Source organism: Kitasatospora sp. Xyl93, assembly GCF_055383135.1.
In genome coordinates this window covers 93,843-114,166 of sequence record NZ_AP029186.1, presented here as the reverse complement: position 1 = coordinate 114,166, position 20,324 = coordinate 93,843, and the positions used below count along the sequence as shown (strand labels likewise).

Annotated in this window: 11 protein-coding genes and 1 pseudogene; 10 read left to right on the top strand and 2 right to left on the bottom strand. The window is 71.4% G+C overall.

Annotation, left to right across the window (positions count from 1 at the left end):
* Positions 1 to 29: 29 nt before the first annotated feature.
* The 7 genes and pseudogenes from ACZ5GH_RS38730 to ACZ5GH_RS38700 all read left to right on the top strand — a co-directional run.
* On the top strand, positions 30 to 1,760 hold the full coding sequence (locus ACZ5GH_RS38730; protein WP_464336985.1) for a non-ribosomal peptide synthetase: 1,731 nt from the start codon (positions 30 to 32) through the stop codon (positions 1,758 to 1,760).
* Complete coding sequence (locus ACZ5GH_RS38725) at positions 1,757 to 2,458, top strand: hypothetical protein (RefSeq protein ID WP_464336984.1); 702 nt, start codon at positions 1,757 to 1,759, stop codon at positions 2,456 to 2,458. Before ACZ5GH_RS38730 ends, ACZ5GH_RS38725 begins: the two co-directional genes overlap by 4 nt.
* A gap of 59 nt (positions 2,459 to 2,517) precedes the next feature.
* Positions 2,518 to 3,906 (top strand): condensation domain-containing protein, encoded by a 1,389-nt coding sequence (locus tag ACZ5GH_RS38720; RefSeq protein ID WP_464336983.1) that lies wholly within the window; start codon positions 2,518 to 2,520, stop codon positions 3,904 to 3,906.
* 37 nt (positions 3,907 to 3,943) lie between these two features.
* Positions 3,944 to 4,159 (top strand): MbtH family protein, encoded by a 216-nt coding sequence (locus ACZ5GH_RS38715; protein ID WP_387758767.1) that lies wholly within the window; start codon positions 3,944 to 3,946, stop codon positions 4,157 to 4,159.
* Complete coding sequence (locus tag ACZ5GH_RS38710) at positions 4,156 to 4,908, top strand: thioesterase II family protein (RefSeq protein WP_387758769.1); 753 nt, start codon at positions 4,156 to 4,158, stop codon at positions 4,906 to 4,908. Before ACZ5GH_RS38715 ends, ACZ5GH_RS38710 begins: the two co-directional genes overlap by 4 nt.
* A 55-nt stretch (positions 4,909 to 4,963) precedes the next feature.
* Positions 4,964 to 8,404 (top strand): non-ribosomal peptide synthetase, encoded by a 3,441-nt coding sequence (locus ACZ5GH_RS38705; RefSeq protein ID WP_464336982.1) that lies wholly within the window; start codon positions 4,964 to 4,966, stop codon positions 8,402 to 8,404.
* Positions 8,405 to 8,465: 61 nt separating this feature from the next.
* Positions 8,466 to 11,129: pseudogene (locus ACZ5GH_RS38700) on the top strand (amino acid adenylation domain-containing protein); the annotation flags it as partial.
* Between the two features lie 104 nt (positions 11,130 to 11,233).
* Here ACZ5GH_RS38700 and ACZ5GH_RS38695 read toward each other — a convergent pair.
* Positions 11,234 to 12,523 carry a condensation domain-containing protein gene (locus ACZ5GH_RS38695; protein WP_464336981.1) on the bottom strand — a complete coding sequence of 430 codons (1,290 nt, stop codon included), beginning with the start codon at positions 12,521 to 12,523 and terminating at the stop codon, positions 11,234 to 11,236.
* 74 nt (positions 12,524 to 12,597) lie between these two features.
* Positions 12,598 to 13,794 carry a MalY/PatB family protein gene (locus tag ACZ5GH_RS38690; RefSeq protein ID WP_464336980.1) on the bottom strand — a complete coding sequence of 399 codons (1,197 nt, stop codon included), beginning with the start codon at positions 13,792 to 13,794 and terminating at the stop codon, positions 12,598 to 12,600.
* A 445-nt stretch (positions 13,795 to 14,239) separates the two neighbouring features.
* Between ACZ5GH_RS38690 and ACZ5GH_RS38685 the strand changes: the two genes are divergently transcribed.
* The 3 genes from ACZ5GH_RS38685 to ACZ5GH_RS38675 all read left to right on the top strand — a co-directional run bounded on the left by ACZ5GH_RS38685 (position 14,240) and on the right by ACZ5GH_RS38675 (position 20,289).
* Positions 14,240 to 16,711, top strand: a complete 2,472-nt coding sequence (locus ACZ5GH_RS38685; RefSeq protein ID WP_464336979.1) for a non-ribosomal peptide synthetase — start codon at positions 14,240 to 14,242, stop codon at positions 16,709 to 16,711.
* A 698-nt stretch (positions 16,712 to 17,409) separates the two neighbouring features.
* Positions 17,410 to 19,356 (top strand): B12-binding domain-containing radical SAM protein, encoded by a 1,947-nt coding sequence (locus ACZ5GH_RS38680; RefSeq protein WP_464336978.1) that lies wholly within the window; start codon positions 17,410 to 17,412, stop codon positions 19,354 to 19,356.
* A gap of 93 nt (positions 19,357 to 19,449) precedes the next feature.
* Positions 19,450 to 20,289, top strand: a complete 840-nt coding sequence (locus tag ACZ5GH_RS38675) for a PIG-L family deacetylase (protein WP_387758778.1) — start codon at positions 19,450 to 19,452, stop codon at positions 20,287 to 20,289.
* Positions 20,290 to 20,324: the final 35 nt, after the last annotated feature.

Genomic DNA, 20,324 nt, shown 5'->3' with positions numbered 1-20,324 from the left:
GACCGCACGTCCCTGGAAGGAGAGTTGGGATGACACGAGAGACGAGCGGCTCCCCGGAGTCGATCGTGGACGAACGGACCGTGGTCCGGATGCTCGGCGCGATCGTCGACGCGCATCCGGACGTGGTCGCCGTCGAGTGCGGCGAACAGCGGCTCACCTACCGCCAGTTCTGGGACGCGGCCGCCGCGGTGGCCGGACGCGTCCGGCAGGCCGAGGGCCACCGGAGCGGCTGCCTCGTCGGCCTGCTCTTCGAGCGCGGCATCGAGGGCATCGTCGCGCAGCTCGGAAGCTGGCTCGCGGGTGCCGCGTACCTGCCGCTCGACCCGGCACTGCCGGACGGCCGGGTGGAGGCGATCCTGCGCGACGCCCGGCCGGTGGCCGTGCTCGCGCAGGAGGGGCTCGCCGGACGGGTGCCCGCGGGCGTTCCGGTACTCGGCAGCACCGGGGCGGCCCCGGCGCCGGGGCCGCCCGCCCCGCTGGCCTACGTCGTCTACACCTCCGGTTCGACCGGTACGCCCAAGGGCGTCGAGGTCGGCCACGCGGGCCTGGCGAACCTGGTGTCCTGGCACCGGGAGACCTACGGCACCCGGCCCGGGGTACGGGTCGGGGCCTTCGCCGGGCTGGGGTTCGACGCCACGGTCTGGGAGGTGTGGGCGGCTCTCGCGAGCGGGGCGACGCTGGTGCTGCCGACCGAGCGGCTGATCGTCGACAGCGCGGTGATCGCCGAGTTCATCGAGCGCAGCGCCATCACGCACTGCTTCCTGAGCACCCCGCTCGCCGAGCAACTGTTCGCCCTCCCGGCCCCGCCCGTCGGCCTGGCCGTCCTGCTGACCGGCGGGGACCGCCTTCGGGTGAGCCCGCCGCCCGGCTTCCCCGCCGCGGTCTTCAACCACTACGGGCCGACCGAGGCCACTGTGGTGACCACCGCCGGCGCGGACCTGCGCCGTTGCCCCACCGAGGGCGCGCCGGCGATCGGACGCCCCATCACCGGTGCGAAGGTCCGGCTGGTGGATGCCGACGGGGCCGAGGTCGCCGAGCCCGGCGTACCCGGGGAACTGCTGATCGGAGGCGATGTCCTGGCCTTCGGCTACCGGGGCGACCCGGAGCTCACCGGCCGCAAGTTCCTCGCCGACCAGGACGGGAACCGCTGGTACGCCTCCGGCGACCTCTGCCGCTGGACGGCCGACGGCGAGCTGGAGTTCGTCGAGCGGCGGGACGCCCAGGTCAGCATCCGCGGTCACCGGGTGGAGCCGGCCGAGGTCGAGCAGGAGATCCTGGCTGTTCCCGGGGTGGACCAGGCGGCCGTCGTCCACGTGCCGGACCAGGACGGCGGATCGTTGCACGCCTTCTTCTGCGGCGAGGCCGAGCCGGGCGACATCCGCGCCGCACTGGCCGGTCGGCTGCCCGCGTACATGCTCCCCACCGGGCTGCACCGGCTCGCCGCGATGCCGCTGACACCCAACGGCAAGATCGACCGGAAGGCCCTGCCGGACACGCCGGTCGCAGCCGTGGCCGAGCCCTCCCCCCTCGGCGCCACCGAGGCGCGGATCGCCGAGATCTGGTCCGATCTGACCGGGAACCTCCCCCGCTCCGGGGACAGCTTCTTCGAGATCGGGGGCCACTCGCTGATCGCCGCCCGGGCGGTGTCCCGGACGCGGGCGCAGTTCGGCATCAAGATCGGGCTGCAGGTCATCTTCGACCATCCGGTCCTCGCGGACTTCTCCGCCGTGGTCGACGAAGCCGTCAGGAGTGCAGCGTGACGCAGGACCAACGGCCTCTCGTGATACTTGAGTTCGGGAACGAGGTGCCCCGGAGGAGCTTCGCCGGCATCCTGCCCGACGGTTGGCGCGAGCGGACCCTCAGGATCGACCCGCTGCACTACCCCGGCCTCGCCGACGGAGTCGTCGGGACGGCTGAGCAGGCCGCCCACTGGGCCGGGCGGATCACCGCCGCCGGGCCGCTCCCGGTCGCGGTGCTGGCCTACTGTTCGGCCACCGGCCTGGCCTCGGCGCTGGTGGAGGCGCTGCCCGGGCCGGACGTCCCGCTCATCGTGCTCGACCCGGCGCCGGCCGACCCCAAGGCTCCTCAGGTACTGCTGGACGACCTCGCCCTGGCCATGGACGAGTCCGCCGAGGTGCCCACGATCACCGGCCTGCCGCCCGGTGACGCGCTCACCCTGGCCGGCTCCTTCCTGCTCTCGGTGATCGACGGCTGCTCGCCCGGGCTCGACGAGGAGATCCTGGTCGAACTGACCGAGGGGCAGCGGGCCTGGCTCAGCTTCACCCTGACCGCGGCGGTGCCCCCCGAAGTCCCACCGGCTCCCACCCACGTCCTGCTGAGCGAGGCGCTCGACTGGCCGGGATCCGGGGTGGTGCACCGGGTCGATGCGACGGCGGAGGAGCTGTTCCACGCGCCCGCCGCGAAGGTCCTGCTCACCGACCTGCTGAGGTCTCTGTGAACCGGCCGCATCCGGTCCGGGCGTTCTGTCAACCGTCGATGTGAAGATTGGCTGGCCAAGTGGAAGACCCCTACGATCTCGAAGGTGACGGGGCCTGGTTCGAACTGTGGAACGGTCAGAGGGGGTTGTGGCTCCAGCACCAGCTGGACGAGGGCCGGGCGGACTCCAACCTCCCGTACTGTCAGCACGTGTACGAGGCGGTGGACATCGTCGCCGTGCGCCGTGCCGCGGCCTTCCTGGTGGACCGGCACCAGGCGCTGCGGCTGTCCTTCCGGGACACTCCGGAGGGTCCGCGCCAGCGTGTGCTGCCGGAGTTCGACCTGGACGTGCCGCTGGTCGACCTGACCGGCGCGGCTGATCCGGCGGTCGAACTGGACCGGTGCGTCCGGGTCGAGAACGCGACCCCCTTCGACGACCTCGCCACCCCGCCGGTGCGGCTCAAGGTGTTCAAGCTGGCCGCCGACCACCACTGCCTCTACGTGAACGTGCACCACATCCTCACGGACGGCACCAGCATGGGCATCTTCCTCCGCGAACTGCTGCTCTGCTACCGGGCTTTCGCCGCGGGCGCAGAGCCCGAGCTGCCCCCGCTCCCGACGACCTACGACGCCTTCGTGCGGGGCCGGCGGGAGTGGCTGGCGAGCGACCAGAGCAAGGCCATGGAGGCGTACTGGCTCGACCAGCTGGCCGCCCCGCTGCCGCGGCTGCGCATCGGGGACTACGACGCGCCCGCCGACGAGGTGGTGAACGAGACGCTGGAGTTCGACGTCGAGGCCGACACGGCCGCAGGGCTGGCGGCACTGGTCAAGGAGCTGCACGTCACGCCGCACATCCTGTTGCTCAGCGCCTACGCGGTCGCGTTGCGGGACATCAGCGCCGACGACGACATCGTGGTCTGCGTCCCGTTCTCCGGCCGGGACACCAAGGAGTTGGACGGGATGTTCGGCAGTTTCGTCAACCCGCTCTCCGTCCGGGTGCGGATGTCGGGCGCGGACCCCTTCGACGAGGTCGTGCGCCGGACCAGGGCCGCGAGCGTCGGCGCCTACGCGCACAGCCGCTATCCGTACACCCTGCTGCTCGAGAAGCTCGACGTGGAGGCCCGACCCGGCCGGAACCCGGTCTTCTCGACCTCCTTCCAGTTCGCGGACTTCCTGCCCCCGGCCCGGCAGACCTCGCAGCTCGACCTCTGCCTGTTCGGCAGGCCGGACGGCGACCGGCTCAGGATGCGGCTCAACTACAACTCCCGACGGCTGGCGAAGTCCGAGGCCGAGGAGGTCCGGACGGCCTTCCTGGCTGTCCTGCGGACGGTCGTCGAGGACGTGACGGTCTCGCTGGCCGCCCTGGCGGAGCCGCTGGCGCGGGCCCGGCGGGCGGCGCGGACCGTACCCGCCGGCCGTCGTCGGCTGGGGGCCCTGCGAGCCTCCCGCCCCGGGACGCCGGGCGCCTGAACCGGTATCCCGCCATCTCACCGAAAGGAAGGGCCCCATGGACGGACAGCGCGACGACGACGGCTATGTCGTGGTGATCAACTCCGAGGAGCAGTACTCCATCTGGCCGCAGGGCCGCGAGCTGCCCGCCGGCTGGCGGGAGACGGGCGCGCGGGGCTCGAAGGAGGCCTGTCTCGCGCACGTCGACGAGGTGTGGACGGACATGCGTCCGCTGACCCTGCGCCGGGAGCTGGCGGGCGGGACCGGCCGATGAGGGTGACGGTCAGGCCGCTCGCCGAGCGGCCACAGGCGGCCACCCGGCTGTTCTGCTTCCCGTACGCCGGCGGCGGCGCCTCGGTGTTCCGCGGCTGGGCCGCCGGCCTGCCCGCCGACATCGAGCCGTGGTCGGTACAGCTTCCGGGCAGGGAGGACCAGTTGGGCGCTCCGCTGTTCGACCGGATGGGCGCGGTGCTCAACGACCTGGTGCCCTCGGTCATCCAGCACCTGGACCGTCCGTTCGCGTTCTTCGGGCACAGCATGGGCGCCCTGGTGGCCTGGAACCTCACCCGCACCCTGCAGCGGATGGAGATCGGCTCGCCCGCCCGGCTGTTCGTCTCGGGGTGCGTACCGCCCCAGGCCCGGCAGGAGACCGCGTACCACGCGGGTTCGGAGGAGGAGCTGGTCGGGAGACTGCGCTCCTGGTCCGCGACACCGGAAGCGGTGCTGGCGGACCCGGAACTGATGCGCCTGACGCTCCCGGTGATCCGGGCCGACCTCGCGGTGGTGGAGACCTACCGGTTCACCGGCGGGCCGCTTCTGACGTGCCCGGTCACGGCGTTCGGCGGGACCGAGGACGATCCCGCGGGCGTCGCGGCGATGCCGCGCTGGGGCGAGCTCACAGCAGGCGGCTTCGACCTGCGGATGTTTCCCGGCGGCCACTTCTTCCTGCACTCCGCCCGGCCGGCCGTGCTCGCCGAGATCGCCGGGCGACTCGCCGCCGTGCCCCGGCAGAACGGTCACTGACCCGAAGCCCTTCAAGACGACCATCCTCTCGATCGACGGATTCAGGTGGAACGACATGTCGCAGCGGTCCGTGATGGACGTGGTCTCGGATGTGTGGGCGGCCGTCCTGCACACCGAGATCTCCGGTCCTGACGCCAATTTCTTCGCGTTGGGCGGGAATTCACTGAAAGGCGCCAGAGCGATCAGCCGGCTGCGCGAGGAGCTGGGCATCCGGATCCCGCTCGGCGTGATCTTCGACGCGCAGACCCTCGTCGAGCTGACCGCGGCCATCGAGGCGATGCGGGAGACGGAGCCCGGGGCGGAACAGACCATCGAGCCGTTCGAGGGGCGCTCGGGCGAGGTCTTCCACGCGCCCACCTCGTTCACCCAGCAGCGGCTGTGGGTCGACGAGCACATCCAGGGCCCGAGCTCCCGCTACAACATCCCGATGGCGAACGAGCTCGTGGGCCCGCTCGACGTCACGGCCCTGGGGCAGGCCGTCCAGGCGCTGGTCGACCGGCACGAGGTCTTCCGCACCACCATCGAGGCGGTCGACGGCATCCCCGAGCAGGTGATCCGGGCCAGGGCCGAATCGCCGCTGACCGTGGTCGACCTCCGGGACGAGCCGGAGGAGAAGCAGGAGGAGGTCCTGGCCGGTCTGCTCCTCGACTCCGCCCAGCGGCCGTTCGACGTGGAGCGGGGGCCGCTGCTCCGGGTCGAGCTGTACCGGCTGGACGCGCAGTGGCACGTCCTGCTCATCAACCTGCACCACATCATCACCGACGTGTACTCCTTCGAACTCGCCATGGCCGAGCTGCTGGAGCTCTACGCCGCCGCCGCCGGCGGGGGGATCCCGGCGGCCGCGGAGCCGCCGGTGCAGTACGCCGACTACGCCGCCTGGCAGCGGCGCACGGTCACCGGGACCACGCTCGAACGCCAACTGGACTACTGGAAGGACCGCCTGCGCGGCCCGCTCCCCGTGCTGGACCTTCCGACCGACCTGCCGCCCCGGGAGACCGGCACGAGCCGGGGGGCGTCGGTGGACATCGAGCTGCCCCGAGCGGTGTCGCGCAGGATCCGCGAGCTGTCCAGGGAGCACAACGCCACGCCGTTCATGACCGTGTTCACGCTGCTCAACGTGCTGCTCAGCCGGTACAGCGGCCAGACGGACATCGTGGTCGGCATCCCCAGCGCCAACCGTGACCTGCCGGAGCTCGAGTCCATGCTCGGGTGCTTCCTCAACACCCTCGCCGTGCGCAGCGACCTGTCCGGCGACCCGACGCTGGCCGAGCTGCTCGGCCGGGTCCGGGGCAGGGTCCTGGAGGCCTTCGCCCACCAGGACGTCCCCTACGAGCGGGTGGCCAACGCGGTCTCGACCGACCGTTCCTCCCGGCAGGGGCCGTTCCGGGTCATGCTGGCCTACCAGCACGCGGTCCCGGCGCCGGAGCTGGCCGGGATCACCGTCAACGACGTCGAGTTGGGCCTGACCCTGAAGGCGGTCAAGTTCGACCTGGTGTTCCGGGTCGTCGAGACCGAGTCGACGTACCGCCTCGCGGTCGACTACAACACCGACCTGTTCCTGGAGGACAAGGCCTGGCGCATCCTCGACCACCTGGCCGTACTCGCGGCCGACGCGGTGGCCGCCCCCGCCAAGCGCCTCTCCGAGCTGACCATCCTCCCCGAGGAGGAGCGCCGCCGGCTCGAGGAGTGGTCAACCGCCGGCTGCGGTCCCTACCCCACGGACCTCTTCCTGCACCGGCTGTTCGAGGAGCAGGCGCTCAGGACCCCGGACGCGGACGCGGTGGAGAGCGGCGACGAGCGGGTCGGCTACCGCGAACTCGACGGCAGGGCGTCCCGGTTGGCCGACGAGTTGACGGCGCGCGGCATCGGCACCGACGATCTGGTCGGCCTGTGCGCGGACCCGTCGGTGGACCTCATCGTCGGCATCCTCGGCATCCTGAAGTCCGGTGCCGCCTACGTGCCGATCGATCCGCTCGCCCCCGTCGACCGGATGTCGTACGTCGTCGCGGACAGCGGGATGAAGGTCCTGGTCACCACCCCGGAACTGCGGGACCAGCTGCCGACGGCCGTCCTGGAGTGCGTGGACGTGGTGAGCACCGCGCAGGACGGCGCGCGCGGCGGCACCCCGGGGTCCGCGCTGCATCCCTCGCAGCTGGTGTACCTGATGTACACGTCCGGGACCACCGGCCGGCCCAAGGGCGTCGGCCTGCCGCACACCGCGATCACCCCGTGGATCCAGTGGGCCCAGGACATCCGCCCGATCGGGCCCGGAACCCGGGTGGTGCACAACCTCTCCTACCACTTCGACTGGTCCGTCGAGCAGATGTTCCACGCCCTGACCGCGGGCGCCTGCCTGGTCATGCTGCCCCGTGAGGTCAAGGCCGACGGCGCGGCCACCGCCCGGTTCATCAACGAGCGGTCGATCCACATGCTGTACCTGACGCCGACCCAGATGCGCGGCATCACCGACGCCGGCCTCGACATGCCGACCCTGCGGCACGTGTCCATGGGCGGCGAGAACCTGGACGCCGACCTGGTGGCGCGGACCCGTGCGGTCGTCCCCGCCGGGTGCGAGATCTGGAACGAGTACGGGCCGACGGAGACCGCGGGCGCGGCCCTGGTCGGCCGGATGGGCGACGAACCGCTGGAGCGCAGCTCCATGCCGCTGGGTGAGCTGATCGCCAACGCCTCCTGCGCGGTGGTCGACCGCTGGGGGAACCCGCAGCCCATCGGCGTGCCCGGCGAGCTCTGGATCGGCGGTGACGGAGTCGCCCGCGGCTACCGCAACCAGCCCGCCCTGACCGCCGACCGGTTCGCCCCGGACCCGGCCCGGCCCGGCCGACGCCTCTACCGCACGGGCGACCTGGTGCGCCGCCTGCCCAACGGGGAGATGGAGTTCCTGGGCCGGGTCGACAGTCAGGTCAAGATCCGCGGCGTGCGGGTCGAGCTGGAGGAGATCGAATCGGTGCTGCGCGGTCACCCGGAGGTGGCGAACGCCGTGGTGGTCCTGGAGCCCGACCAGCGGCTGGTCGCCCACGTGGTCAGGACGCCGGGCAGCGGGCTCGACGAGGCCGCGCTCCGTGCCCACCTCGCCCCGAAGCTGCCCATCGTCATGCAGCCGGCCGTGTTCATGTGGCTCGGCGCCATGCCGCTCTCCCCGACCGGCAAGGTGGACCGCCGGCGGCTGCCCCGACCCGAGCCGGTTCCCGTGCTCCCGGCGGCCGTGACACCGCCGAGCACGGAGACGGAGCGCACCGTCGCGGCGGCCTGGGCGGAGGTGCTCGGGTTCGCCGAGGTGGACGTGCGGGCCAACTTCTTCGAGGCCGGCGGGGACTCGTTCTCCCTGCTGGCGGTCGTCAGCCGACTGCGGGCTGAGCTCGGACTGGACATCCCGGTGCGCGCCCTGGTCGACGCGCCGACCGTCGAGACGCTGGCCGCGCACATCGAGGCACTGCGCCGGGCGGCCGTCCAGCCGTCCGCAACGCCCCTTCCGTAGCCGGCCTCACGGTGCGGCGGTCTGTTCGACAACGATGGGAAGTGACGTCATGAGCGACACCGCGGCTCACGACACGGCGGCAGAGACCCTGCCCGATCTGTTCGCGGCCCAGGTGGCCCGTACCCCTGACGCCGTCGCGCTCGTCGGCGCCGGTGTGTCCCTCACGTACGCCGAGCTGGCTGCCAGGGCCGGCCGACTGGCGCGGTCGCTCATGGCGAAGGGGGTGGGGCCCGAGACGACCGTGGCGGTCGCGGTGCCGCGATCCGTGGAACTGGTGGTCGCCCTCCACGCGGTGCACAGGGCCGGGGCCGCGTACCTTCCGGTCGATCCGCTGCTGCCCGCCGAGCGCGTACGGGAGATGACCGAGGACGCGCGGCCCGTGCTGACGCTCGACAGCGAGGACGTCCGGCGGATGTCGGAGGAGGGCGCGCCCGAGGAGGACGGGACGGGGTGGCCCTCGCCGCACCCGTCGAGCACCGCCTACGTCATCTTCACCTCGGGATCCACCGGCCGGCCCAAGGGGGTGGCCGTGTCCCAGGAGGCCATCGTCAACCGCCTGCGCTGGATGCAGGCGGAGTATCCGCTGGGCCACGACGACCGCGTCCTGCAGAAGACCCCCGCCGGGTTCGACGTCTCCGTGTGGGAGTTCTTCTGGCCGCTGTGCGTCGGTGCGCGCCTCGTCCTGGCCGGGCCGGACGAGCACCGGGATCCCGCCCGGATCGCCGAGCTGATCCGGGCGGAGCGGATCACGACCGTGCACTTCGTCCCGTCCATGCTGCGTCACTTCCTCGAAGAGCCGACGACGGCCCGGTGCGATTCGCTGCGCCGGGTGTTCGCGAGCGGCGAGGCGCTCTCGGCCGATCTGCGGTCACGGTTCTTCCGCCTCCTGGGCGCCGAACTGCACAACCTCTACGGGCCCACCGAGGCCGCGGTGGACGTGTCCTACTGGCGCTGCGGCCCCGACGACCCACCCGGCCCGGTGCCGATCGGTGCCCCGGTGCGGAACACCCGGCTGTACGTGCTGGACGAGCGGCTGAACCGGGCCGCGCCCGGTGCGGCCGGCGAGCTCTACATCTCGGGTGTCCAGTTGGCCCGGGGGTACGTCAACCGGCCGGGGCTCACGGCGGAGCGGTTCGTCCCCGACCCCTACGGCCCCGAAGGCAGCCGGATGTACCGGACCGGGGATCTCGCCCGGCAGGACCCCGACGGCGTCCTGCACTACCTGGGCCGCGCCGACCACCAGGTCAAGGTGGGCGGCGTGCGCATCGAACTCGGCGAGATCGAGGCGACGCTGGCCCGGCACGCCGCGGTCGCCGACGCGGTGGTGGCCGCCAGGCCCGACGAGGCCGGCGAGACGCGGCTGACCGCCTACCTCGTACCCGACCCCGTCGAGGCCGCCGCGCTGCGGAACCTGTGCCGCCTCGAGGAAGCCGGGCTCCTCGACCGGAAGGACCTGCAGACCCTGCCGAACGGCATGGCCGTGGTCGCGTCCAACCGCTCGGAGGCGGACTTCCTGTACCGCGAGATCTTCGAGGAGGGCGAGTACCTGCGGCACGGGATCACGCTGCCCGACACCGGGGCCTGCGTCTTCGACGTGGGCGCGCACATCGGGTTCTTCTCGCTCGCGGTGGCCCGCTCCCGTCCCGGCAGCGTGGTCCATGCGTTCGAGCCGATTCCGCAGCTGTTCCGCATGCTCGAACTCAACACCCGGCTGCACGGAGTCGACGCCAGGCTGTTCCCGTGCGGCCTCGCCGAGGCGGCGGGCACGGCGTCGTTCACCTACTACCCGCAACTCTCGATCATGTCGGGGCGCTTCGGTGACACCGCCGAGGAGCGCGGCGTCCTGGAGGCCTTCGTCCGCAACGAGCAGCCGGTGCGGGAAGCCCTTCCGCGGAGCGGTTCGGCGGATCTCGACAGTCTGCTCACGGAGCGGCTGCGACACACCGACGTGACCTGCGAGCTGCGCACGCTGTCGGACGTCATCGACGAGACCGGTGTGGAACGGATCGACCTGCTCAAGATCGATGCGGAGAAGAGCGAACGGGAGGTGCTTCTGGGGCTCCGTGAGGAGCACTGGAACCTGGTCCGCCAACTGGTGATCGAAGTGCACGACGCCCCGGGCCGGATCGACTGGATCCGGGGCCGGTTGGAGGAGCGGGGGTACCGGGTCACCGTCGACGGGCTGGCGATGCTCTCGCAGACCGGTCTGGTCACCCTCTACGCGGTCCGCGGCGGGCAGCCGGCCTCCGGTGGAGGGACGGGTGCCGCACCGGCGTCCCGTGGGCCGGGTTGGTCGTCTCCGGAACTGTACGTCGAGGACGTGCGGCGGGAAGCGGGGCTCCGGCTGCCGCCGCAGATGGTTCCGGACCACTTCGTGATCGTCGACGCGCTTCCCCTGACGGCCAACGGCAAGCTCGACCGGGCGGCACTCCCCGCGCCCCGGCGCGGGCCGACCGGGAGACCGGCCGCCCCGCGCGACACGACCGAGGTGCTGCTCCGCTCCTTGTTCGCCGACGTGCTCGCGGCGCCCGACATGGGGATCCACGACGACTTCTTCCGCCTGGGCGGCAACTCGTTCGACGCGATCCGCCTGGTGGCCCGGATCCGCGAGGCGCTGGGTGTCGCGGTGAGCGTCCCGAGCCTGTTCAAGGCCCCGACCGTGGCCGGCTTCGCCGAACTGCTGGCCGACGGATCCGACGGAGGCCCGTTCCCGCCCGACGCATGACCCGTCCCGGCACCTGGACGGGAGGGGTGCGCAGCACGGCGGCCCCCTGGGAAGCTGCCAGGGGGCCGCCGGCACCGGCGTACGGCGGGCACGTCAACGGGTGGTCATGCCGGAGCTTCCGAGGAGGAGCGGGGCGTGGCCGCCGGGGCGAGTTCGGCGAGTCGGCGGTCGAAGGCGCGCAGCAGATCGGGGAGCCGTTGCGACCAGGAACCGGCCAGCGGGGCCTGGACGACGCAGGTCAGGGTCCCGTCGGGCAGTTCGCACACCTGGAGCTGGACCTCGGCGACCGCGCCGACCGGCGGCACCGGAACGGCGCGCATCCTCACCGGACCGGCCGGATGCTCGACGCGCTGCCAGTTCTCGAAGGCGAACAGCGCCTGGTAGACGGGCATCCGGCCACCGGCGACGGTGTCCACGACCCGGACGATGTCGTAACGGGGCAGCGCGGAGCCCGCGATGCTCTCCCGCACGGCAGCCCAGACCCGCTCGACCACCCCGGGTGCGGACAGCTCGGGCATCCGCACCGGCAGGATGTCGATCAGGCAGCCGAGTTCGTCCTGCTGCCCGGCCGAGCGGGTGGCCACCGGCGTGCCGACGCAGAAGTCGGAGCCGCCGGTGATCTCGGCCAGGGCCCGGCCGTACGCGGCCAGCAGCACCGCGAACGGTGAGCAGGCGCTGCGCCTGGCCTGGTCGCGCACCGCCTGCCGGGTGCTGGGCGGATAGCTGGTTCGGAGCTCGGCCGACCCGCCCACGGCGAGCTCGTGCTGGTTCGGCGCCGGGCCGCCGTCCGGGGTGGGCAGGTCGGCCGCCCCCGCCAGCACGGCGCGCCAGTGGGTGGTGAGCTCGGCGTGTCGCGCCGGCGTGAGTTCTGCGGGCTCCCTGCGTTCCAGCACGGGCAGATCTGTCGCGACGCCGTCGACGGCCCGTGCGTAGGCGCGCGCCAGATCGGCGGCGAACACCTCCTGGGAGAGACCGTCGAAGGCGATGTGATGGACCGCCAGGAAGACGGTGGCGCCCAGTGCGTCCGGGGCGACCGCGGCCCGGTGGACGCGGCCGGTGGCGAGATCGAAGGTGTCGGCGTTCAGCAGGGTGGCGGCCGCCTCCTCGAAGCCGGTGCCGGACCCGAGCTGCAGCAGCGGCTCCGCGACCGGCTCCGCGAGGACCCTGCGGACCACCTGCTCGTCCTCGAAGTCGAAGGCGGTGCGCAGCGCCTCCTGGCGGCGCGCCACCGCCGCCAGCGCCGCGTCGAGGGCGGAGAGGTCGAGCGGGCCGTCGACGCGGACCTGGGCGAGGATCCAGCCGGCGCGGCTCGCCGGGGCGATCTGCTCGGCGAGCCAGAGCTGCATCTCCAGGGCGGAGGCCGGCTGGACCCGCACCGTCGCGTGGTCAGTCACAGGAAAGCTCCTTGTCCGTGCCTGCGGGGTTGTCGGTGTTGAGCGGAACGTCCGTGTCGCGCGGCTCGCGGTGTTCAGGCACGTCCGCACCGTCGCAACGCGGCGCTCATGCGTTCCAGGGTCTCTGTCAGGACCTGCGGGGACGTGCCGAAGTTGAGCCGTACGAATCCGTCGCCGCCGGCTCCGAAGGCCGGTCCGGAGAAGAGAAGCACCTTGGCCTCGTCGCGGAAGAAGGGCATGGGGTCCGGACCGGTCCCCAGCTGCCGGCAGTCGAGCCAGGCGAGGAAGGTGGCCTCCGGAGTCCGACACCGGATCCCCTCCGGGAGCCGCTCGGCCAGCAGCCGGCGGTTCCGGCCCAGGACGGCCATGACGTCGTCCAGCCAGGCGTCGCCCGAAGTCCAGGCGGCCTTCAGGGCTTCGACCGCGAGCACTCCCACTTGGCCGAAGAGCAGCCCGTGCTGCGCGTCGACGGCGTCCCGAACGGCCCGCGGTCCCATGTGTGCCAGCGCGCAGCGGATCCCGGCGAGGTTGAACGCCTTGCTCCCCGAGGTGAGGGTGACGGTGCGGGCGGCGATCTCCGGGCTGAGCGAGGCGAACGGGATGTGCTGGTGCGGGGCATGGGCCAGATCCGCGTGCACCTCGTCGGAGATCACCAACAGGTCGAACCTGAGCACGAGTTCCGCGAGTGACTCCAGCTCGTCACGGCGGAACACCCGGCCGGTGGGGTTGTGGGGGTTGACGAGGAAGAGCACCCGGCAGCGCCCCGAGCCCCCGTCCGCCGCGGTCCGCTCCATGAGTGCGGGATCGAACTCCCACCCGCCCTCGCCCTCCTGGATCGGAACGGTCAGCGCCCTGCGGCCGATCCTCTCGATGACATCGACGAACGGCGGGCAGGCGGGGGTGTGCAGGAGTACCGCGTCGCCGGGGTCGGTGGCGATCCGGATCGTCGCGAGCATCGCCTGGTTGATGTCCGTGAACAGCCGGACGTGCGTGGGATCGGGCCTGTGGCCGTACCGGTGCCGCGTCCGCTCGGCGAACACCTCGCCGAGCGGGCCGCCGCCGCTCTGGTCGAACCACGGGGGGTAGCCGAGATCGCCGTCGACGCGGCGCAGCAGGGCCTCGCGTATCGCGGGTGCGGTCGGGAAGTCCATGTCCGCGACCCAGGAGGCCAGCATGCCGTCGCCCGCGGTGGCCCACTTCTCCCCGTCCCGCTGGGACAGGTGGCTCAGTTCGAGGGCGTCGAGAGCGGTTGACGAAGTTTCGGCGTTCATAGTCCTGTTCCGTGTCGGTTCGATGGCGCAGAGTTGCGCGGACGAATGTCGGTGCGGTGCCGCACGACGGAGAGGAGGCCGGTACGGAAAGCGTGCGGCAGTAAACCGATCGCTCGGCGGAATTCCCGCGGTTCCGCCGGTCCTCCAGTCGCATCCCCACCGTCCAGCCGGCCACTGGGGAGTTCCCCGAGTACCTCAAGGGGAGCACACAAGGTTATGCGGCAGCCTTTGGCCCATGATGTGTGATGTCGGTCACATTGCGGCGTTCGCAACCCCCCGGTAATGTCGCCAACAGCGCCTTCCTCAGCCCGGATTAGACGCTGAGGCTAGTCGCTCGCAAATCTCGGAGCCTCCTGGCCCGGCAGTCGGTGCGCACATGCGCCCATCCGATATTCACAGTCGAATTACATCTGCGATGTCGAGAATCTGTGACAGGAGTCAGGAATTGTCCTCCCGTGCTGCCCAATTCCCTGCGGACCGGCCGCGTGGCATCGACGCACCCCGTTGCACGGGGGTGTTACGCCGAGACATTCCCGGTCTTTACGCCGGCGCCGTCAGGGATGTGGCGGCGTCCTGTGCGACCGCCCCGGAGAGTGTGCTGCTGGCCGGCTTCGCCGCGTTGCTGTACCGGTATTCCGGCCAGAACCAGGTCGAGTTCCAGGTGCACCGCGAAGGCGGTGGGGACTCGCTGCTCCGCTTCTCCGTCACCGGGGAGAGTACGCTCCGCGGGCTGACCGGTGCGGCCGGCGCCGTGGCGGGCCCCGGTAAGGAGCCCGCGCGCATCGGTGTACGGCTCGGTGCGGACCGGGCCGGCGGGGACGATCGGCCGTACGAGGTCGAGCTCGTGCTGCCGGTGGCCGAGGCGGCCTCCCGGTCGGTCGCTCTCCACTTCGACGAGCGACTCTTCGAGACGGCGACCGGCGACCGGCTGCTCGCCCACTTCCAGAACCTGCTCGAGGACGGCGCGGACCGGCCGGACCAGGCACTGGCGGACCTCGTGCTGCTCACCGGGCCCGAGGTGCACCGGATCCTCGTGGAATGGAACGACACCGCTGTCCGGCTGCCCCGTGAGGAGGGCTGCCTGCACGAGGCGTTCGAGGAGCGGGCCGCGCGGTCCCCCGAGGCCGTCGCCGTGGTCCAAGGAGCGACCCGGCTGACGTTCCAGGAGGTCAACGCCGCGGCGAACCGGCTGGCACATCATCTGAGGGACCTGGGCGTCGGCCCCGACGACCGCGTCGGCCTCTACCTCGAGCACTCGCCCGACCTGCTGATCGCGATGCTCGGGGTGCTCAAGGCCGGCGGGGCCTATGTCCCACTCGACCCCGGCTATCCGCGGGCCAGGGTGTCCACCATGATCACCGGTGCCTCCTGCGTGGCTCTGATCAGCCGGAGCGAGCTCGCTGCCGCTCTGACCGGCGAGGACTCCGTGCGGCGGGAACGCCTGGTGCTGCTGGACCGCGAGTCCGCCGCCCTGTCCGCTCGGCCCGATCACGATCCGAAGGCCCAGGCGGGGCCGGACAACCTCTGCTATGTCATGCACACGTCAGGTTCTACCGGGAAGCCGAAGCCGATCGCGCTGCGCCACCGGGGCGTGGTGAACAACATCGAGGATCTCAACTCCCGCTTCGCCGTGGGCATCGGCGACAGTGTCCTCGGCCTGTCGTCCCCGAGTTTCGACATGTCGGTCTACGAGTTCCTCGGGATGACGGCGGCAGGCGGCACCCTCGTCCTTCCCGCGCCCGGCCGGGCCAAGGATCCGGCGCACTGGGCCGAACTGGCGGCGGAGCACGGCGTCACGGTGTGGAACACCGCGCCGGCACTGCTGGAACTGGTACTCGACCACGTCGAGCACGGCGGGGGTGGCGCGCCCTCACCGGTGGGCGCACTGCGACTGATCATGGTCGCCGGAGACTGGATCCCGCTGAAGCTGCCCGGACGCGCCCGCGGGGCCGCGCCCGGTGCCAGGTTCATCTCCCTCGGTGGGGCCACCGAGGCCTCGATCTATTCGACGATATTCGAGGTCGAGGCCACCGAACCCACCTGGAGGAGCATTCCGTACGGGCGCCCGATGGCCAATCAGCGCACGTACATCCTGGACGAGTCGCTTCAACCCGTTCCGCCGGGTGTGACGGGCGAGTTGTACCTCGCCGGCGTCGGCCTCGCGGTCGGCTACCTGGACCAGCCCGCCCTCACCGCCGAGCGATTCATCGAGTGGAGCTGTGGCCCGGTGGCCGACGAGCGGCTGTACCGTACCGGCGACCTGGCGAGGTTCGGTGCCGACGGACTGATCGAACTGATCGGCCGGACCGACCTCCAGGTGAAGATTCACGGACTGCGGGTGGAGCTGACCGAGATCGAGTCCGTCCTGCGCGGCCATCCCCAGGTCAAGGATGCGGCGGTGACCGCACGGACCGATGCCGTCGGCGTCCCGGTCCTGGTCGGATACGCCGTGCCGCGTGACGGCGAAGTGCTGGACCCGGAGGACGTCCGCAGGACCCTCGCGGCCAGCCTCCCGGCTCACATGGTTCCCGGCACCGTGCTCGTGCTGCCGGCCATGCCGCTGAGCCCCAACGGGAAGCTGGACCGCAAGTCGCTTCCCGCGGCCCCCTCGCTCCACGAGGAACGCCGTGGCGGCACCGTGCCCGTGGATGCCGAGCCCAGCGGTCCGTGGGAGGAGCGGATCGCCGCGGCGTGGCGGGACGTTCTGGGCATCGACGCGATCCGGCGCGACGACGACTTCTTCGCCCTGGGCGGCGATTCGATGACGGCCATGCGCAGTATGGCGCAGGTGCCCGAGCTGACGTTGGTGGCTCTGCACAGCCATCCGACGCTGCAGAGCCTGGCCGCGTATCTTCAGGCCACGGCCGCCCTGCCCGGGGCGGGGGACTCCGACCCGGGGCGGAGCGGCGCGGCGTAACGGGGCGGGCCCGGGGACGAGGCGCGGACGCCTTGCCGTCCGCCGGGCCCCGTCGGGCCTCGGCCGGTCGTCGAGCAGCGTACGGTCCGTGCCGGGGCAGGCGTCCCGGGAGTCGGCAAGCGTCCTCGCCGAGGGGCTCGCGGTGAACGGCCGGCACGCCGCGGTGGAAGCCGGGACGGTGGAGCTCCGCGGCCGGGGCGTACGCGCGGCCGGTGCGGCGGCGAACTGCTTCCGCCGCCTGCCCGGTCCGACGGGCCGGGCGGGAACCGGCCGCGACGGTCCTCGCGGCCGCCACGAACACGCCTGCTGATCGCGCCGGCCCACGGGAATCCCCGGGGCTCGGCCGGCCGGTTCGCGTGCGTTCCCGGAAACCCCGTCGGAGCCCTCGGGCCGGCCCGGACGTGAATGAATGGGAGATGATGCGGACGTGACATTTTCGAAGACACGGCCTGGTGAGGTCGAGTAAGATCACGGGTGAGTTCGAGGTCGTACCGGGGGAGCCCTCGATGGAAGAGCCGCTGGACCGCCACGGGATGAATGCGGCCAGGCTCTGGGAAGTCCCGGCCTTTTGACGGACTGGGATGGGTGTTTTCGGGGAGCAGAAGGACGGGAATGTCCATCGATGGCCCGCCGGAGTAGTTCGTCATCGATGTCCGTGTTCGGGGACAAGACCCTGGAAGACAGAATCCGGAGGACTGATGGCCACGCACGCTATTCAGAAGGTGCATTCGGGGGGTGGCGACATTCAGATGCATCGCCCGGGAGGAGTGTCCGATCCGGACGCGTTCCGGGAACGGCGTCTGACACGCAGGCGCCGGCTGTCGGCGGACCTGGCGAGTGCGAGAACGGGCACCCGCTATTTCCCCGTGCTGTCGGTACTGGCGCCCGTCATGACCCAATCCGAGGGTGAAATCACCTATCCGGGCGACCCGATGTGCCTCTACACGGCGCTGAGCGTCGCCGTGCACCGTGCGGTGGCGGACGCCGGCCCGCTGGAGGACGCCGTCCACTACAGCGACCTCGCGCCCGAGTGGACCCGGTTCCCGTCCAAGGAGTACCGGCTTTCCGTCAGTGACGACGGATACCGGGCCTACGGCACGTCACCCAACACCGACCAGACGGTGTTCGACCCCCGGGTCTGGGACGACGCGGCGCGCGCGCGATGGGTGCGGCTACTGCGCGAGGTCCAGCCCAGGGTCGTGCTCATCAGCGCCGTGTCACCCGCGCACCGCTACGCGCTCGACATCGCGAGACTGGCCAAGCGCGAGGTCCCGGACGCCTTCGTCGTACTCGGAGGCCGGCATGTGGACGAGACCGTCACCTGCACCCCCGACGGCCAGGCCCTCCTGCTCGAACCCAGCAGCACGGTGGCGGTCATCCAGGAGGGCAGGGCTCCCGGAGTGGTCGACGCCGTCGTCGGCGGCGAGGCCTACTTCGCAGTGGACCTGCTCATGCGGGCCCTCGCCCTCGCCACCGACCTCGACCGGCGTTGGGTGGACCGTGACCAGGTTCTGCCGTGCCTGCAGGGGCTGCTCGCCGAAGAGGGTCCCGTGCCCGGCGTGTCGGTCGTCGTCCTGGCGGCGGGGGAGACCTTCGACGCCGTCGCGCTCCGTGGCCGAACGCTCGACCTCGCGACCTTACCCTCGCCGTACGAGGCGTTCGCGATCCGGTCCCGGTTCCCCATCTTCACCCGCCCCGGGACGGGGGAGGTGCTGCGCACCGCGCACTTCATGGTGTCCAACGCCTGTCCGTACCGATGTAATTTCTGCTCCGAGTCGTCACAACTCACCGGGCTCAAGCGGTTCAAGGACGATGCGATAGGTGCGGCGGCGGAGCGGGTCTGCGAATACGTCGGCTATGGCGCCGAGTCGCTCTTCTTCGACGACTCCGTCTTCTGGAGCGGTCGGTACCGGGACATCGAGAACTTCTGCGAGGAGCTCAGCCGGATCCGCCGGGACGAGAGCGGTTCGCTCGAACCGCGCTACCGCAGATTCGTTCGCGGGGAAGACGACGTCCAGCGGCTGCGCGACCTCCAGTGGGGTGCCCAGCTGACCGTGGACACCCTGGTCGCGCTCCATTCGGCTGAGGAGTCGTCAAGGATCCTGCGGAAGATGAAGGATGCCGGGTGCAGCTACATCTACATCGGCATCGAGAGCATGTCGACGCAAGTCATGAACAACATCCACAAGAACCTCCGCCGGGACGAACGGAAGCCCTGGAGGGAAAAGGTCCGGGAAGCCGCGGCCCTGGTCAAGGCACAGGACCTGCAGCTGGGAACCTCCGTTCTCTTCGGCCTCGACGGTGAGACGCGGGACAGCATCGACGAGACCATCCACGAGGTGGGCCGTCTCATCGACGACGAGCTGGTCGATCTGGCCAGCCCGAACATCCTCACCTATCACCCCGCGACACCGGTCACGCGCCAGCACGGCATGCGGGACCGACTCGACTACCACTCCCCGCGCATCGACAACCGGGAGCCCTACATCTATTTCGAGGAAGCTTTCCCCGGTGTCGTCTCCGTCCTCCTCACCGAGGACGACATCTGGCACATACACCGGGAGACCGAGAAGCGCTGGGGCGGGGCCCGCAACGACGCCGCCGCGGTTCCGGTCCAGGAAGAGCCGGCCGACACCGCTTCCTAGCCGCTGTCCGGACAGCACGGCAAGGATGGCGAGCACCCGTCCGCGTGGCGCAGACTGGGGGCGATGACTCTTTCGGACCCGAGGACGGATCACATGGCCGACCGGCCGTTGACGCTGATGGCAGTGCACGCCCACCCCGACGACGAGGCCACCGGGACGGGCGGTGTCCTCGCCCGGTACGCGGCGGAGGGCATGCGCACGGTGCTCGTGACGTGTACGGACGGCAGGTGCGGCGACGGACCGGGCGGGGCCAAGCCGGGCGAGCCCGGCCACGACCCGGCGGCCGTCGCCGCCATGCGCCGGCAGGAACTGGAGGCCAGCTGCGAGGTGTTGAACGTCGGCCACCTGGAGCTGCTGGAGTACGCCGACTCCGGGATGATGGGCTGGGCGAGCAACGACGAGCCCGGCTCCTTCTGGCGCACGCCGGTGGCGGAGGGCGCCGCCCGGCTCGCCGAACTGATGCGGCACTACCGGCCCGACGTGGTCGTCACCTACGACGAGAACGGCTTCTACGGCCACCCCGACCACATCCAGGCCCACCGGATCACCATGGCGGCCCTGGAGCTGGTCGACCTGACGCCGAAGGTCTACTGGACGACGGCGCCGCGCTCGGCGATGCAGCGGTTCGGGGAGGTCATGCGCGAGTTCGGCGCGGACTTCGAGGAGCCGGACCCGGGGTCGGCGGAGGCGGTCGAGCTGCCGGAGATCGGCCTGCCCGACGAGGAGATCACCACCTGGGTGGACACCACCGCCTTCGCCGGGCAGAAGTTCGACGCCCTGGCCGCGCACGCCAGCCAGGGCGACAACATCTTCTTCCTGAAGATGGGGAAGGAACGGTTCGCCGAACTGATGGGCGTGGAGACCTTCCTGCGGGTCCGGGACACCACCGGCGCGGCCGTCCCCGAGAACGACCTCTTCGCCGGCCTGCGCTGACCCCGGCACCGGCCCGGCGCGCCGGCTGCGAGGCG

Coding starts and splice junctions, on each gene's coding strand:
- ACZ5GH_RS38710 (WP_387758769.1), top strand. CDS start 4,156: ATGAGGGTGACGGTCAGGCCGCTCGCCGAGCGGCCACAGGCGGCCACC.
- ACZ5GH_RS38690 (WP_464336980.1), bottom strand. CDS start 13,794: ATGAACGCCGAAACTTCGTCAACCGCTCTCGACGCCCTCGAACTGAGC.
- ACZ5GH_RS38680 (WP_464336978.1), top strand. CDS start 17,410: ATGGCCACGCACGCTATTCAGAAGGTGCATTCGGGGGGTGGCGACATT.
- ACZ5GH_RS38675 (WP_387758778.1), top strand. CDS start 19,450: ATGGCCGACCGGCCGTTGACGCTGATGGCAGTGCACGCCCACCCCGAC.
- ACZ5GH_RS38705 (WP_464336982.1), top strand. CDS start 4,964: ATGTCGCAGCGGTCCGTGATGGACGTGGTCTCGGATGTGTGGGCGGCC.
- ACZ5GH_RS38715 (WP_387758767.1), top strand. CDS start 3,944: ATGGACGGACAGCGCGACGACGACGGCTATGTCGTGGTGATCAACTCC.
- ACZ5GH_RS38730 (WP_464336985.1), top strand. CDS start 30: ATGACACGAGAGACGAGCGGCTCCCCGGAGTCGATCGTGGACGAACGG.